Origin of the sequence: Polynucleobacter tropicus (genome assembly GCF_013307225.1) — a bacterium.
Classification (GTDB): domain Bacteria; phylum Pseudomonadota; class Gammaproteobacteria; order Burkholderiales; family Burkholderiaceae; genus Polynucleobacter; species Polynucleobacter tropicus.
In genome coordinates this window covers 117727-133082 of sequence record NZ_CP028942.1, presented here as the reverse complement: position 1 = coordinate 133082, position 15356 = coordinate 117727, and the positions used below count along the sequence as shown (strand labels likewise).

16 protein-coding genes are annotated in these 15356 nt (G+C 44.6%); 13 read left to right on the top strand and 3 right to left on the bottom strand.

Going from position 1 to position 15356, the window contains the following annotated elements; genetic code table 11:
• The first annotated feature begins 15 nt into the window (after positions 1-15).
• Together trpD and trpC are read left to right on the top strand one after the other, a co-directional pair.
• Positions 16-1041 carry an anthranilate phosphoribosyltransferase gene (trpD, locus tag DCO17_RS00770; protein WP_173954926.1) on the top strand — a complete coding sequence of 342 codons (1026 nt, stop codon included), beginning with the start codon at positions 16-18 and terminating at the stop codon, positions 1039-1041.
• A 32-nt stretch (positions 1042-1073) separates the two neighbouring features.
• Positions 1074-1877, top strand: coding sequence for an indole-3-glycerol phosphate synthase TrpC (trpC, locus tag DCO17_RS00765; protein WP_173954925.1), 804 nt, complete (start codon positions 1074-1076; stop codon positions 1875-1877).
• Here the strand turns inward: trpC and DCO17_RS00760 are convergent.
• Positions 1858-2430, bottom strand: a complete 573-nt coding sequence (locus DCO17_RS00760) for a hypothetical protein (RefSeq protein ID WP_254598779.1) — start codon at positions 2428-2430, stop codon at positions 1858-1860. The genes trpC and DCO17_RS00760 overlap by 20 nt on opposite strands.
• 103 nt (positions 2431-2533) lie before the next feature.
• Between DCO17_RS00760 and DCO17_RS00755 the strand changes: the two genes are divergently transcribed.
• The gene (locus DCO17_RS00755; protein ID WP_173954924.1) at positions 2534-2884 is read left to right on the top strand and encodes a winged helix DNA-binding protein; all 351 of its coding nucleotides are present in this window, start codon (positions 2534-2536) and stop codon (positions 2882-2884) included.
• A 95-nt stretch (positions 2885-2979) separates the two neighbouring features.
• Here the strand turns inward: DCO17_RS00755 and ychF are convergent, their stop codons facing one another.
• Positions 2980-4074, bottom strand: a complete 1095-nt coding sequence (ychF, locus tag DCO17_RS00750) for a redox-regulated ATPase YchF (protein ID WP_173954923.1) — start codon at positions 4072-4074, stop codon at positions 2980-2982.
• 40 nt (positions 4075-4114) lie between these two features.
• Here ychF and DCO17_RS00745 point away from each other — a divergent pair, with 40 nt between their 5' ends.
• From DCO17_RS00745 to DCO17_RS00730, 4 genes are read left to right on the top strand one after another with little or no spacing between them, the layout of a single operon-like run.
• Complete coding sequence (locus tag DCO17_RS00745; RefSeq protein ID WP_173954922.1) at positions 4115-5389, top strand: FAD-dependent monooxygenase; 1275 nt, start codon at positions 4115-4117, stop codon at positions 5387-5389.
• A complete protein-coding gene (locus DCO17_RS00740; protein ID WP_254598778.1) occupies positions 5382-6122 on the top strand; it encodes a DsbC family protein in 741 nt (246 codons plus the stop codon). Before DCO17_RS00745 ends, DCO17_RS00740 begins: the two co-directional genes overlap by 8 nt.
• Before the next feature lie 13 nt (positions 6123-6135).
• A complete protein-coding gene (locus tag DCO17_RS00735; RefSeq protein ID WP_173954921.1) occupies positions 6136-7935 on the top strand; it encodes a M61 family metallopeptidase in 1800 nt (599 codons plus the stop codon).
• An 8-nt stretch (positions 7936-7943) separates the two neighbouring features.
• The gene (locus DCO17_RS00730; protein ID WP_173954920.1) at positions 7944-8717 is read left to right on the top strand and encodes a uracil-DNA glycosylase; all 774 of its coding nucleotides are present in this window, start codon (positions 7944-7946) and stop codon (positions 8715-8717) included.
• On the opposite strand, the gene DCO17_RS00725 is transcribed toward DCO17_RS00730, so the two are convergent.
• Complete coding sequence (locus DCO17_RS00725; protein ID WP_173954919.1) at positions 8706-8984, bottom strand: hypothetical protein; 279 nt, start codon at positions 8982-8984, stop codon at positions 8706-8708. The genes DCO17_RS00730 and DCO17_RS00725 overlap by 12 nt on opposite strands.
• Positions 8985-9037: 53 nt before the next feature.
• Between DCO17_RS00725 and hemA the strand changes: the two genes are divergently transcribed.
• From hemA to DCO17_RS00695, 6 genes are all read left to right on the top strand, one after another.
• Entirely contained in the window at positions 9038-10354 is a 1317-nt protein-coding gene (hemA, locus tag DCO17_RS00720; RefSeq protein ID WP_173954918.1) for a glutamyl-tRNA reductase, read from the top strand.
• Positions 10355-11434 (top strand): peptide chain release factor 1, encoded by a 1080-nt coding sequence (gene prfA / locus DCO17_RS00715; RefSeq protein ID WP_173954917.1) that lies wholly within the window; start codon positions 10355-10357, stop codon positions 11432-11434.
• An 18-nt stretch (positions 11435-11452) separates the two neighbouring features.
• Positions 11453-12310 (top strand): peptide chain release factor N(5)-glutamine methyltransferase, encoded by an 858-nt coding sequence (gene prmC, locus DCO17_RS00710; protein ID WP_173954916.1) that lies wholly within the window; start codon positions 11453-11455, stop codon positions 12308-12310.
• A gap of 90 nt (positions 12311-12400) precedes the next feature.
• Complete coding sequence (gene grxD, locus DCO17_RS00705; protein WP_173954915.1) at positions 12401-12709, top strand: Grx4 family monothiol glutaredoxin; 309 nt, start codon at positions 12401-12403, stop codon at positions 12707-12709.
• A gap of 21 nt (positions 12710-12730) precedes the next feature.
• Complete coding sequence (locus DCO17_RS00700; protein WP_173954914.1) at positions 12731-14005, top strand: DNA recombination protein RmuC; 1275 nt, start codon at positions 12731-12733, stop codon at positions 14003-14005.
• Positions 14006-14015: 10 nt separating this feature from the next.
• Complete coding sequence (locus tag DCO17_RS00695; protein ID WP_173954913.1) at positions 14016-15335, top strand: MFS transporter; 1320 nt, start codon at positions 14016-14018, stop codon at positions 15333-15335.
• Positions 15336-15356: the final 21 nt, after the last annotated feature.

Genomic DNA, 15356 nt, shown 5'->3' with positions numbered 1-15356 from the left:
GCCCAAGTAAGCACTATGCCAATCACCCCTCAAGAAGCTCTGCAACGCTGCATCGAACATCGCGAACTCTTTCACGATGAAATGACCGATATGATGCGTCTCATCATGAGTGGTGAAATGGCACCTGAATTAGTTGCTGGCTTATTAGTTGCTCTTCGCACCAAAAAAGAAACTGTTGGTGAGATTGCAGCGGCAGCGCAAGTCATGCGCGAGTTCGCAACTGCGGTAAACGTGGAAGATCGATCCCATCTTGTTGACGTAGTGGGTACTGGCGGTGACGGCGCACACACTTTTAATATCTCAACTGCGGCAATGTTTGTTGCGGCAGCCGCTGGTGCAAAGATTGCTAAACACGGTAATCGCAGCGTTAGCAGCAAATCCGGTAGCGCTGATGTTTTGGAGGCCCTGGGCGTCAATTTGACCCTATCCGCCGATCAAGTTGCCAAATGCATTTCCAATGTTGGCGCTGGTTTCATGTTTGCCCCCAACCATCACCCCGCAATGAAAAATGTTGTGCCCATTCGCAAACAATTAGGCGTGCGTACTATTTTCAATATTCTGGGACCACTAACTAATCCAGCTGACGCGAAACGTATTTTGATGGGCGTATTTCACCCAGATCTGGTGGGTATTCAAGCAAGGGTTTTGCAAGCTCTAGGCATGGAACATGCATTAGTGGTTTATGGTCGCGATGGTCTAGATGAAATCTCTCTCGAAGGTCCAACTTTAGTTGGCGAACTTAAAGATGGCGCTGTACGCGAGTATGAAATTCATCCAAAAGATTTTGGCTTGAACACTGCGCCAACAAACAGCTTTAAAGTGGCCAACGCAGAAGAATCCAAGAAAATTGTGCTTGATGTAATTGATAACAAACCAGGTCCAGCAAGTGACATCGTTTGCTTAAATGCTGGCGCCACTCTTTATGTAGCGGGCATTGCGCAAGATATCGCCAGTGGTATCGCTAAAGCCAAAGCAGCGATCAGTTCTGGCGCTGCACGCCAAAAACTGGATGCATTTGTTGCAGCCACCCAATCCAAGTAATTCCTAACGAACCCTCTAATGACTCTTGTTTCATGAGCGATATCCTAGAAAAAATTGTTGCGACTAAAAAAATTGAGGTTGCAAACAACTTAAAGAAAATTTCACTTGCGGGTCAACGTGAAATGGCTCATGCCAATAATCAAGATTCGAAGCAAAAACCTCGTGGATTTATTCGCGCTATCGAACAAAAGATTGCAGTAGGCAATGCAGGCGTCATTACTGAGATTAAAAAAGCAAGTCCAAGTAAGGGTATTCTGCGCGAACACTTCATTCCCGCTGAAATTGCTAGATCCTATGAAAAACATGGCTCAGCTTGTTTGTCAGTATTAACCGATGTGGATTATTTCCAAGGAAGTAACGCCTACCTTCAAGAAGCTCGTAGCGCTTGCAGTATTCCTGTTTTACGCAAAGACTTTACGATAGACCCCTATCAAATCTATGAAGCGCGGGCGATTGGTGCAGATGCGATTTTGTTAATCGTCGCCTGCCTTGAACTCAACCAAATGAAAGAGCTGGAAGCTTGCGCCCACGAGCTAGGCTTAGATGTATTGGTAGAAGTCCATGATGGGCCTGAACTTGAACAAGCGCTTGAATTAAAAACACCATTGCTTGGAATCAACAACCGTAACCTCAAAACTTTTGAGGTGACATTGCAAACCACACTGTCACTTTTGCCTTCAGTTCCCAGCAATAAAATTTTGGTTACTGAATCCGGAATATTGAGTCGCGATGATGTGCAACTTATGCGTAGCAATCAAGTAAATGCTTTTTTAGTCGGCGAAGCCTTTATGCGTAGCGCCGATCCAGGCAAGGCGCTTAGCGATCTATTTTTCTAAATCGCTTAATTAGATCTAAGCCGGACTTAATCAATGCAATTAGCAAGATAGAGCCCAGTACATCGCCAATGGCCATGACCGCAAAGTGATTCACGCTCCCGGTATTTGCAAGCCCTACAGTGGCATACCAATATTGATGCAAGCCAGCACTCATCAAGGCGTAAATCACGATACAAAGCAATAATTTTTGCAAATTCATATTACTTAAATCAGCTTCTAGCTTCACATTACTAAAGACAAATATCCTCGCAAGGTATGGGGCAAACCCAGAGATGAGGCCAGTGCCAATGCAAATTATCAGATCCGATGAAAGTTCGCCGCTATAACTAATTAAGGCGGAAGCTAACGCAATACCTAACGCTCCCGGCAAGCCAAATATCAAGGTTAAAAATAGTCGCAGGCCTGCTGGCAGATAAATCCAATTCACGCCAAGGCCAAACACCAATTCACTAGTGATCCAGCTATTGATATAAAAAAGCAGCGTATATGTAAGCGCACTAATAAGCACATTTATCAAGCCTGTACGCATAAGCATTGAAGAAAAATTCGACATTAGTATTAGCGTTAATGATTATTGTGACTGAGGTCAATAGCAACAACTGCAATTCAGGAATAGAATGGTGTTCACCTAAGAGCTAATATTGTTTATTTAATTCATGTCAATCGAAAAGCCATCCGCCTATCTTCGTTTTTTAAATTTGATTGATGCACTCGATCGAATTAACCCTGGCAAAAAGTTAGATGCGATTGAAAAAAGTTTACTAGACAGAGTTGTTACTGCAGCACATGCAAAACAAGCTATCTTAGTGGGGGATCTTATTTCACTTTCCGAGCTAGGCTCTCAAGCCACACTCCATGGGCGTCTTAAGAATCTTATCGCTATGGGCTATATCAAAATGGCCTCAAACGATGATGGCCGAAAAAAGGAAGTCTTACCCACTAAGGCAGCCCTCAAGCGATATGAAGATATCTCAAAATGTCTAGAAAAAGCACTTAAATCAGCTTAAGAGACTCCCAGGAAACAACCAAGAGCTGTCTTGGAGAAATTAAAAAAGCCCTGTTAGTTTTAACAGGGCTTTTTGTTTTCTTCTTAACTCAGATCTTAGACGTTGAATAAGAAGTTGAGTACATCCCCATCCTTCACAACGTACTCTTTACCTTCGGCGCGCATTTTTCCAGCTTCTTTAGCGCCTGATTCGCCCTTGAATTGAATAAAGTCGTCATAAGAAATGGTTTGTGCACGAATAAAGCCGCGCTCAAAATCGGTATGAATTACACCTGCTGCTTTTGGCGCCGTATCACCTTGATGAATTGTCCATGCCCGCACTTCCTTAACGCCAGCAGTAAAGTAGGTATGCAATCCCAAGAGCGCGTAACCAGCCCGAATAACGCGGTCCAAGCCTGGTTCATCCATGCCTAAATCAGACAAGAAAGCTGATTTATCAGCATCATCCAAATCTGCAATTTCAGCCTCAATCGCCGCGCATACAGCCACTACTGGTGCTTTTTCTTTGGCAGCATGTTGCTTCACCGCTTCAAGATGTGGATTATTTTCAAAACCGTCTTCTTTGACGTTTGCAACATACATTGCAGGCTTTGCAGTGATTAAACACAAAGGCTTAATCAATAATTTTTCCTCATCCGTCAAACTCAAACTACGTACTGGTTGCGCGGAATCTAAATGCGCTTGTACTTTCGTGAGCACCGCAACTAAAGCAGCAGCTTCTTTATCGTTTCCAGACTTGGCCGCTTTACTTGAACGAGCAAGTGTTTTTTCAACTGTGGCCAAATCTGAGAGCGCTAACTCAGTATCGATAACACCAATGTCAGCAATAGGGTCGATCTTGCCAGCAACGTGAATCACATTAGGGTCTTCGAAACAACGCACTACATGAGTAATCGCGTCAGTTTCACGGATATTGGCCAAGAACTGATTCCCAAGACCTTCGCCCTTAGAGGCTCCCGCTACTAAGCCCGCAATATCCACGAACTCCACTGCGGCGGGCAAAATACGCTCGGGCTTGACGATCTCAGCTAAGGCGGCTAAGCGAGGGTCTGGAACCTCTACAACGCCAACATTGGGCTCAATCGTGCAAAAAGGATAGTTTTCTGCTGCGATTCCAGCCTTGGTAAGCGCATTAAAGAGGGTAGATTTGCCGACGTTAGGCAGGCCGACGATGCCACATTTCAAAGACATAACCATATTGTAATGGGGCTGGTTTCGATATCATCGAGATATGTCGGAAGCACACCATCATCATTCACCCAAAAAACAGGTAAACCCCTCGCAAATACGGTCCATCGATGTCGCCGTAGTAGGCGGGGGCATAGCCGGCAAGGCCTGCGCCTTGGGTTTAGCCCAGCTTGGGCTCACTACAGTAGAAATTGCCCCAGATTTAGGAAGCCCGAGCCCAGCTCCAGAAGGCAGTCAATGGGGCCAAAGAATCTACGCCTTTTCACCAAGTACTCAGAAATTGCTCGCCCACCTACAAACATGGGATGCCCTTGACCATAGTCGTATGCAAGTTGTGCGAGATATGCGCATTTACGGAGATCGCGGAGAAAGAAATGATCAACTACATCTCTCTGCGTTTGAGGCTGGCACTTCGCAACTTGCTTGGATTGGCGAGTCAAATTTAATTGAACATACGCTTGATCAAGCCAGTCGATTTCAGAATAAGCTTGAACGCATTAACGATGCTGTAGAAACAATTGAAGTAAATGCTCAAGGTAGCACCTTACATCTAAAAAATAGTGAGCTTCTTCATGCGCAATTAGTCATTGCAGCGGATGGAGCAAACTCACCTATTCGCTCAGCCATCGGCATTACCGCCAGCGAAGAAAGTTATTCACAAAGCGCTGTAGTTGCAAATTGGGTTTGCACTTACCCGCATCTCGAAACTGCCTTTCAATGGTTTTTGCCTGGTGGAGATATTGTGGCAATGCTACCTCTACCAAATAAACAGGTATCGATGGTGTGGTCAACTACTCCCGAACATGCAGCAGAGCTTTTGCAACTCAATCAATCTCAATGGCAAGAACGTTTTTCATTGATTGCCAATGGCGCCATTGAAAAACAATTGGGTGAACTCACTCTTAACTCGACACCAGCTGCGTTTCCACTGCGCAAAATTCGAGCAACACGCTTTATCGGCCCTGAAGCCAATCCTCAAGTGGTTCTGATTGGAGATGCCGCACATGTGATGCACCCCTTGGCAGGTCAAGGTCTCAATTTGGGATTGAGAGATGTTGCCGTATTACTGAATGTAATTAGTAAACGTGAGCCATTCCGCAAATTGAATGATTTAACCTTGCTCCGTCGTTACGAACGACAACGGCAAGGTGATACCAATGCACTGTTGTGGGTAACAGATAAATTGAAAAAGTTATTTTCTGGTACTAGCACTACAGAAAAGCAATTGCGCAACTGGGGTCTTGGCTTGGTTAATAAAAGCCACTTCATCAAACAGCGCCTCATTGAGCGCGCACTAGGAGAAATTGATTTTGACTAAATTGATAAGCAGCCTGCTATCAAACACCGCACTTGTGCTTGGAGTGATATGCACACTCCTCACCCCTTCAGAATCCGCATTTGCACAAACAGAGCAACAAATTAAGACTGAGATTCAAAAGAAACTCAGCTCTAATGCAAAAGTACGCAGCGTAACTGCCGCCCCCGTTTCGGGCCTCTATGAAGTTCTTGTTGGCAATGAAATTTTCTACACAGATACTTCTGGTAAATATTTAATTCAAGGTGAAATTATTGAACTCGCCTCCGGAAAAAATATTACTGAGCAACGGCAAGCTGACCTCAACCGCATCAAGTGGAGCGATCTAAATCAAGCCAATGCATTTAAATCAGTTCGTGGCAATGGTCAGCGCCAATTGGCTATTTTTTCAGATCCGAACTGCGGTTACTGCAAGCGCTTAGAAAAATCTTTACAGCAATTAGACAACGTCACCATCTACACATATCTCATTCCTATTTTGTCGCCAGATTCCGCTCAAAAATCAAAGCAGATCTGGTGCAGTGCTGACCCGTACAAGAACTATATTGATTGGATGGTGAATGGAACTGCACCAACAGGCAAAACTGACTGCAGTAATCCTCTAGATAAAAATTTGGCCTTTGCAAAAGCCTATGGCATCACTGGCACCCCTACACTTTTCTTTACCGATGGAAGTCGTTTCCCTGGCGCAGTTCAAGTAACTGATATCGAAAAGAAATTTAATTCGCTTAAGTAACAAAAAGAAGCTCATGAACAAATCTGATCTGCCAGCAATTCAATACACCGTATGGCCTGCAGACCTGCACGGTCATCGCTTTAAAGTAAAGCTGCGCATTGCCAATCCCGATCCCCTGGGCCAGATATTACAAATGGCGGCATGGATTCCTGGTAGCTATTTGATTCGAGATTTTTCAAAACATATTGAGACTATTGAAGCTTTTGGCGCTTCAAGCAAAAAGAAATTAACTCTTGAACGCATCGATAACAATCAATGGCGCTTGCCCGCAGATATCACTGAACCAGTTGATATCATCACGACGGTATATGCATTTGATAATTCTGTTCGAGCAGCATATCTAGATACTGAGCGGGGCTTTTTCAACCCTACTAGCCTGTGTCTTTCAGTAGCTGGCCAAGAAAATATTCCATGCTCACTAGCGATTACCTCTCCTGACAATGCCTCTACCGAACACTGGGCTATACAGACGGGTTTAAGAAAAGCCAAAACTGATGAGCGTGGCTTTGGCTATTACTTAGCTAAAAATTATGATGACCTTATTGATCATCCAGTTGCGATGGGTGAATTCCAATTGGTTCATTGGAATTCAAATAATGTTCCGCACAGTCTGGCTATACAAGGATGCCTATACCCAGTTGATTCCGCACGTTTAGTAAACGATTTACAGGCTATCTGTTCATGCACTATCAACCTGTTTGAGCCTAAAACAAAGAAGGCACCATTTACCAACTATCTCTTCCTACTCAACGCAGTGCTCAATGGCTATGGTGGCCTTGAGCATCAAAACAGCACAGCTTTACTCTGCCGCAGAGACCAGATTCCACAAAAACATATTCCCTTGGATGAAACCGCTTATCGTGAATTTCTGGGTCTGTGCAGTCACGAATACTTCCATGCATGGCTGGTAAAACGTATTAAGCCTAAGGTTTTTCAGCCCTACGATTTACAAAACAGAAACCACACCCAATTACTTTGGCTTTTTGAAGGCTTCACTAGCTACTACGATGATCTTCAGCTCTTCAGAAGCAAACGAATTAACCCAGCTCAATATCTCAAGTTGGTTGCAGACAACTGGAACGGTGTTCTGCGTAGCCCAGGAAGATTAAAGCAAAGCTTGGCCGATAGCTCTTTTGACGCCTGGACAAAATACTATCAAGCCGATGAAAACACACCGAATGCTGTTGTAAGTTACTACGGCAAAGGCGCATTATTGGCGCTTGGCCTAGATTTACAAATCCGCGCATTCTCTAAAAACAAAAAATCATTAGATGATTTAATGCGCTTAATTTGGCAAAAGCATGGTGTAACGCTAGATGGAATTGCAGAGCATGGATTAGATGACTTAATTGATCGGCTACTTGGCAGTGGATTCCAAAAAATATGGGGCGACTTTAAATCACGCTATGTATATGGAACTGAAGATATTCCACTGCAGAAGTGGATTTCATCAAAAGTAGTGTCTGTAAATTTAAAAGTTCAGACAAAGCTAGAGAAGATCAAACTACAGCTTGGGCTGCGTCATTCTGAATCAAATGGTTGGCTCAAAATTACTCATGTCCTAGATGGCGGTGCCGCTCAAGAAGCTGGATTAGCACCAGGCGACCTTTTGGCAAGCATTAATGGTCAACGCATCACTAGCAACCGCTGGGATAAGGTTCTCAACAGCCTGACAGATCATCAAAATATCTCTGTTTGTTTTTACCGCGATGATCTTGAGCACGAACGCATCATGGTGTTGCAACCTGCTCAACTGCCAGCACAATACGATCTCGTTCTATCGTCCACCCCTACCCCCAGTCTTACTAAGTAGCGTAGACTATGTACTCCTTTTCCAAGGAAGCCATTCCACAAGACTGGCGCGAGTTATTGGGCGACTATTTCGACAGTCCCGACTGGAAACTACTCGAGAACAATATTCAAAACGAATTGAATACCAATCTTGGAATGGTTCGGCCCGAGCCACAAAATTTTTTCAAAGCACTCGCATTAACCCCCGTTGACTCTGTAAAGGTAGTCATCCTAGGTCAGGATCCTTATCACTCTCCTGGTCTCGCACAAGGCTTGGCATTTTCTATTCCAAATAATATCTCGCCTAACTCACGAGAGTTTCCCAGCTCGCTACGCAACATTAGTAAAGCACTCAGCATCGAGGGTTTTGGTGCATTATCGAATGGCGACTTGCATCACTGGGCTGAGCAGGGAGTTTTATTACTCAATACTGCGCTCAGCGTCAAATTGGGCGAGGCTGGAAGTCATACGAATTTAGGCTGGAAGAGTTTGATTGACAGATTGATTTCTGCACTATCAACCCAAAAGCCGCAGTTGGTTTGGCTACTTTGGGGTGGGCATGCTCAAAGCAAATTACCTTTGATTGTTCAAAATAACGATCAACTCGTTTTGCAATCTTCACACCCCTCCGGTCTAGGTGTATACAAAACAAACTTGCCCTTTTTAGCGCCTGCTGACAAAGATAGTTGTCGACACTTTACAAAAACCAATGACTGGTTAATTACTCACCACCTAGAACCAATCCAATGGGTGAAAACTACAACAACCAAAGATGAAAAGGCTCAAGGCAATTTATTTAGTTAAAGTTGTGTAAACGCATCCAATAGCGCAGGAAGCCAAAATTGCTGCCGCCCACTCCAGCATTTGCCCCGATTGAAAAAGATTGAGGTACTGACCCACATAAGCTCCCAAAGCAGCTGCGATAAACCCAAGTAAGGCTGCAACCAGCAAACCCTGTAGATTTGAAGTCCGAATTGCAGGATTTGGACGTTTTTTTGGGTTTCCTGGGTAAAAAATCCAGGTGGCCACACCTGAGGCACCCCCGATCAGCAAAAAAGCCAAAAAACCCATTTTTATCCCCTTTTGCGCCCATGATTGAGGGCATCAAATCTATAATTGCCATTATGAAGTTGTTGACACTCGGCATCAATCATCACACAGCGCCGGTCGCCATTCGGGAAAAGGTCGCCTTTGATCCTGAATTTCTTCAAGAAGCGTTGCACGATCTTCGCCAGCATCTGCTTGGAGCGAATCAATCTGGCCTGCCCGAAGCAACCATTCTATCTACCTGTAACCGCACCGAAGTCTATTGCGCCGCCAATGATGCAAGCGCCGCAGATATTTTGCATGAAGCCACTTTTGACTGGTTAGCAAAAACTCAGCAACTTGCACCAAGCAGCCTTCAACCCCACATTTACTCATTGCCGCAATCTGATGCTGTTCGCCATGCATTCAGAGTGGCGTGCGGATTAGATTCTATGGTGATTGGTGAAACCCAAATTCTTGGGCAAATGAAAGATGCGGTCCGCACTGCAAATGATGCAGGTGTATTGGGCACTTACTTAAATCAGTTATTTCAAAAAACCTTTGCTGTTGCTAAAGAGGTACGCGGATCGACGGAAATTGGTGCTCACTCAATTTCTATGGCTGCAGCTGCTGTGCGATTGTCCGAACGCATCTTTGAAAAAATTTCTGATCAAAAAATTCTATTCATCGGCGCAGGAGAAATGATTTCCTTGTGCGCAACGCATTTTGTAGCGCGTAAGCCCAAGAATGTAGCGATTACTAACCGCACGATTGAACGTGGGCAAGAATTAGCGGACTCTATTGCTTCACAAGATATTCAGGCAGAGTCATTCAAGCTATCTGAATTGCCTGGTCGTCTACACGAATTCGACATTATTGTTTCAAGCACGGCTTCATCATTACCCATCATTGGTCTTGGTATGGTGGAAAGTGCTCTCAAGCAACGGCGTCATAAACCCATGGTGATGATTGATTTAGCTGTGCCGCGTGATTTCGAACCAGAAATTACCAGACTTGACGATGTGTACCTCTATACCGTTGATGATCTAGGCGTCATGATCCAAACCGGAGCCAATTTACGTCAAGCAGCCGTCAGTCAGGCCGAAGCAATTATTGAAGATCGGGTTGGCAACTTTATGCATTGGATGCAAGGGCGCAACGCAGTGCCATTAATCCAAGATATTCAACAACAAGGTGAACGACTAAGACAACTTGAATTAGAGCGCGCTATGAAGCGCCTTATGCGCGGTGATGATCCACAAGAAGTATTAAGTGCAATGGCACAAGGTCTTACAAATAAATTCTTGCATGGTTCACTACATGCACTACAACACTCCAATGGCGCCGAGCGCGACGCCTTGATTAAGTTACTGCCAAAACTATTCGCCTCACATACCAAACCAGAAGACCATTAGATGAAGCCCAGCATGCGGGCTAAGCTGGAACATCTAGATACGCGCTTAGCCGAACTTAATTCCCTTTTAACCTCAGAAGAGGCAACCAAAGATATGGATGCCTATCGCAAACTCACGCGTGAACATTCTGATATTGCAACGGTGGTTGTGCAATTTGGCTTGTATAAACAAGCTGAAGCTGATGCACAAGCGGCTGAAGAAATGCGCAAAGATCCAGAAATGAAGGACTTTGCCGACGAAGAACAAAAACAAGCTCAAGCGACGATGGAAGAACTAGAAGGCAGCCTTCAGAAGCTTCTCTTGCCTAAAGATGAAAATGACGAGCGCAATGTTTTCTTGGAAATTCGTGCGGGTACCGGCGGGGATGAAAGCGCCCTTTTTGCAGCTGATCTTTTGCGTATGTACACCCGCTTTGCCGAGCGGCAAGGCTGGAAAGTGGAAATGGTTAGCTCCACAGAATCCGATCTTGGTGGCTATAAAGAAGTTGTTCTTCGCTTAGTAGGTCAATCGGTTTACTCACGCCTCAAATTTGAATCAGGCGGCCATCGTGTACAACGCGTGCCACAGACAGAAACCCAAGGACGCATTCATACATCAGCCTGTACAGTTGCAGTAATGCCTGAGGCAGATGAGCTCGAAGCAGTCAAAATTAACCCTGCCGAATTACGCATTGACACCTTCCGTGCTTCTGGCGCAGGTGGGCAGCACATTAATAAAACGGATTCAGCAGTTCGTATCACCCATCTTCCAACCGGTACAGTTGTTGAATGCCAGGATGATCGAAGCCAGCACCGCAATCGCGAACAAGCTATGAAAGTGTTGGTCTCACGCATCATGGATGCGCGTGAGCGCGAGAAACATCAACTAGAAGCACAGACCCGTAAATCTCTGATTGGCTCTGGAGATCGCAGCGATCGTATTCGTACATACAATTTCCCGCAGGGCCGCATCACTGATCATCGTATTAATCTCACGCTCTATAAAATTGATGCCATGATGGATGGGGATTTAGATGATTTATGCAACGCTCTTGCATCTGAGCATCAGGCTGAGCTTCTTGCTGCACTAGGTGATAACTAAGCACCCACCAAATCAGTTATGAGCAAGACCTTAAGTCTGCGATCTCTATTAGGTAGCACATTACTTCCTCGCAATGAAGCGTATATCTTGATGGCGCACGTGCTTGATAAGCACTACCAGCTACCTCGCTCAACACTCATTTCTCGGGATGAAATAGAACTGAGCGCCCCAGCACTAGAGGAATGGCATGCACTCGAATCTAGAAGGCTTAATGGTGAGCCAGTAGCTTACCTGGTGGGTAAAAGAGGCTTTCATAAAATTGAGCTTCAAGTTACGCCGGGAGTATTGATTCCCCGACCAGAGACAGAGTTACTAGTTGATATCGCCCTTCAAGAAATTAAGAAAATTGAAAGTTCAACAAAGAGCCCAAAGATACTTGATCTAGGTACGGGCTCAGGCGCTATTGCTTTAGCCATTGCAAATGAGGCACTCAATAGCCAGGTCATTGCAACAGATCAATCTCTTGAAGCACTCACAATTGCCAAATCAAATGCGAAATCTTTAGGGCTTGAGACTCGCGTTCAATTTACTCAAGGCAGTTGGTATCAAGCGTTAAAAGAGAGTGTTACTTTTGACATCATTGTGGGCAACCCTCCTTATATTCCAGCTCAAGATCCTCACTTAATTGTGGGTGATCTTCGATTTGAGCCTTTAAATGCGCTAACAGATCACTCCACCGGACTTAGTTGCCTTGAAGCAATTGTGTTGGAGGCAAAGAATCACCTTAAACCAATGGGTTTACTAGCTGTAGAGCATGGATATGACCAATCTAATGCCGTGGTTGAGCTGATGAAAACTGCAGGTTTAAGCGATATTCAAACCCATCAAGATTTATCTGGACACCATAGGGTTGCCTCAGCCAGAAAGCAAGACTAGTGACTGTCTTTTTTTAGATAAAGTCTTAAAATCAATGGTATTAAATTTTTAAATATTTTTATCGAAGTCAGGCATTTTTAGGAAAGATTTATGGATACCCAAGCTCAAATCAAAGAAATTATTACTAGCCATCCCGTTGTTCTATTTATGAAGGGCACAGCACAATTTCCGCAATGTGGCTTCTCTGGAAATGCAGTCAACATTCTTCGCGCTAGCGGTGTTGAAAAGCTACACACTGTAAATGTCTTAGAAGATGCAGCTATTCGCCAAGGCATCAAGGAGTTTGCTAACTGGCCAACTATTCCACAGCTCTATATCAATGGAGAGTTCATTGGTGGCTCAGACATCATGACAGAGATGTACCAGTCTGGCGAATTACAAAAGTTAGTTAAAGCTTAATCAAGTTTTTACGTCTACTACGTGACTTTTGATTTAGTCTCTCTTCTACTATTTGGCCTGCCACTGGGATTGTGTGCGGGCCTTTTGGTTTATGTTTTTAATCTACGATCCACTATTGCGCGAATTGAGCTTGAGGCTGAAACTGAAGCCACTTTAGTTGATGGCCTTAGATCTGAACGAGATCAAGCATTGCAAAATGCGATCCGCCTTGAGGCCGAGCTGGATTCTGAGCGCAAACAAGGGCTTGGTCGAATTGAGTCGCTTAACGATGCCAAAGAAGCACTTACAAATCAATTCAAAAATTTAGCTAATGAGATCCTAGAAGACAAGTCAAAGCGCTTTACCGAACAAAATGTAGCTAGCCTTGATGCGCTATTAAAGCCATTACAAACCAAACTCACTGAATTTAGAGAGCAAGTAACTAATTCGTATGGCAATGAGGCGCGTGAACGCTTTGCCCTGAAAACCGAGATTGAAAGGCTTGCCAACCTCAACCTCAAAATGTCTGATGAGACACGCTCTCTAACCCAAGCTCTAAAGGGTGACTCGAAGGTCCAAGGAAATTGGGGCGAATTAGTACTAGAGTCCATCCTTGAGTCGTCAGGCCTACGCAAGGGTGAAGAATATGTGGTGCAAGATAGCCACACTCAAAGCGATGGATCACGCTTACAGCCAGACGTAGTCATCAAATTACCTGAAGGCAGAAGCCTAGTTGTCGATAGCAAAGTGTCTATCACCGCATATGCAAGACATGCTGAATCAACCGATCCAGACGTCGCTGAAAAAGAGTTGACTGCACACATCCAATCTTTGCGGCAGCACATTCAGGGACTTTCTGGAAAAAATTACAGTGCCCTATATGGAGCAAATTCTGTTGATTTTGTCTTGATGTTTGTACCGGTGGAGCCTGCATTTTTATTGGCCCTGAAAACCGCGCCCAATCTCTATCAAGAGGCGCTGGCGAAAAATATTGTTCTCGTTTGTCCAAGCACTTTAATGGCAACACTGCGCACCGTTGCCCACCTCTGGAGACAAGATCATCAAAATCGCAATGCTTTAGAAATTGCAAAACAATGCGGAACACTCTATGACAAGTTTGTAGGATTTGTAGATGATCTTGAGAAATTAGGACAACGTCTAGATCAGGCGCAAACCAGCTATCACGATGCGTTTAATAAACTCAAATCCGGCAAAGGCAACCTCATTCGCACTGCTGAAAAAGTACGTGAACTTGGTGTTAAGCCTAACAAGAATTTATCAACGCCATTAATTGAATCTTCATCAGAAACAGAGTAAGAGCGGGTCTTTGAATAAAGAAAGTAGCGCTCACACTTATCGAAAAGTAGCGATTGCTGCTTGCTTTGGGACTTTTTTAGAGTGGTATGACTTTTTAACCTTTGCCACTTTAGCGGTAACCTTTGGCCCGCTATTTTTTCCCTCAAGCGACCCGAATACAGGGCTTCTGGCAAGTCTCGCTACCTTTGGGGTAGGGATGGTAGTCAGACCAATTGGATCGGCCATATTTGGCTCCATGGGTGATCGCATTGGACGGAAACCGGTCTTCATGATCACCATAGCCCTCATGGGCATGACAACAGTGAGCGTGGGTTTCTTACCCAGCTATGCCCAAATTGGGATTTGGGCGCCTATCCTACTGGTCAGCTTAAGGCTTCTTCAAGGCCTTTCGGCCGGTGGTGAAATTGGTGGAAGTGCCGTCTACCTAACCGAGCATGCTGGCGATTCTCATCGTGGCTTTAAAACCAGCTTTTTGCAACTGATGGGGCCCTTAGGCATCTTAGTATCAACGCTCCAAATCGCGCTTCTGCAAAAATATTTAAGTCCCGATCAATTCCAGATATGGGGCTGGCGCGTACCATTTTGGATTTCCTTAGCACTACTTATCATTGCGTTTTATGTTCGCAGATCTCTAGAAGAAACACCAGTCTTTCTAGAGCTTTCCAAGCAAAATGAACAATCTCAGTCGCAATTAATCAATAACTTTAAAGACCCTGAAATCCGCAAAAGAATGTTTTTGCTTTTCTTTTGCGTCTCCTCAAGTGGTGCAATTTTATTCTTTTGCGTCCAGGTCTATACCGCAATTTTCCTCAAGACCACGCTTCATCTAGAACCATTATTAGTTGATCAACTGAGCATCATCTCAACGCTAGCGCTATTCCCGCTCACGATTTTTGCGGGTTGGCTTTCGGATAAAGTTGGCAGAAAGCCCGTCGTTGTCAGCGGACTTCTTTTAGGAGGCGCTTTGATCATGCCTGCTTTTTACTTGCTGCAACAAATTGGGCAAAATGCGTCACAGAGTAATCATGTATTGATCGTTGCGACAATCTTGGTTGGCCTATCAGGCATTCTGGCGCTCGTAGTGGGGCCGCAAACAGCATTACTCGCAGAACTCTTTCCTGCGAAATCAAGAAATAGTGCCGCCACTCTCCCCCATAATCTTGCAGCAGGATGGATTGGCGGCCTACTACCCCTCATTATCACTTGGCTCAATCAACAACTGGGTAATAACGTTGCAGGGCTTTGGTATCCAACGATTTTTTTATTGAGTGCCGCAACATTAGCACTTCTATTTCTACCAGAGTCAGTCGAAAGCAATCTTAGGATTTGATATTCGCAATAAAAAACCCTC

Coding starts and splice junctions, on each gene's coding strand:
- DCO17_RS00725 (WP_173954919.1), bottom strand. CDS start 8,984: ATGGGTTTTTTGGCTTTTTTGCTGATCGGGGGTGCCTCAGGTGTGGCC.
- trpD (WP_173954926.1), top strand. CDS start 16: ATGCCAATCACCCCTCAAGAAGCTCTGCAACGCTGCATCGAACATCGC.
- DCO17_RS00730 (WP_173954920.1), top strand. CDS start 7,944: ATGTACTCCTTTTCCAAGGAAGCCATTCCACAAGACTGGCGCGAGTTA.
- DCO17_RS00760 (WP_254598779.1), bottom strand. CDS start 2,430: ATGTCGAATTTTTCTTCAATGCTTATGCGTACAGGCTTGATAAATGTG.
- prfA (WP_173954917.1), top strand. CDS start 10,355: ATGAAGCCCAGCATGCGGGCTAAGCTGGAACATCTAGATACGCGCTTA.
- prmC (WP_173954916.1), top strand. CDS start 11,453: ATGAGCAAGACCTTAAGTCTGCGATCTCTATTAGGTAGCACATTACTT.
- DCO17_RS00745 (WP_173954922.1), top strand. CDS start 4,115: ATGTCGGAAGCACACCATCATCATTCACCCAAAAAACAGGTAAACCCC.
- DCO17_RS00755 (WP_173954924.1), top strand. CDS start 2,534: ATGTCAATCGAAAAGCCATCCGCCTATCTTCGTTTTTTAAATTTGATT.
- trpC (WP_173954925.1), top strand. CDS start 1,074: ATGAGCGATATCCTAGAAAAAATTGTTGCGACTAAAAAAATTGAGGTT.
- ychF (WP_173954923.1), bottom strand. CDS start 4,074: ATGTCTTTGAAATGTGGCATCGTCGGCCTGCCTAACGTCGGCAAATCT.
- grxD (WP_173954915.1), top strand. CDS start 12,401: ATGGATACCCAAGCTCAAATCAAAGAAATTATTACTAGCCATCCCGTT.
- DCO17_RS00735 (WP_173954921.1), top strand. CDS start 6,136: ATGAACAAATCTGATCTGCCAGCAATTCAATACACCGTATGGCCTGCA.
- hemA (WP_173954918.1), top strand. CDS start 9,038: ATGAAGTTGTTGACACTCGGCATCAATCATCACACAGCGCCGGTCGCC.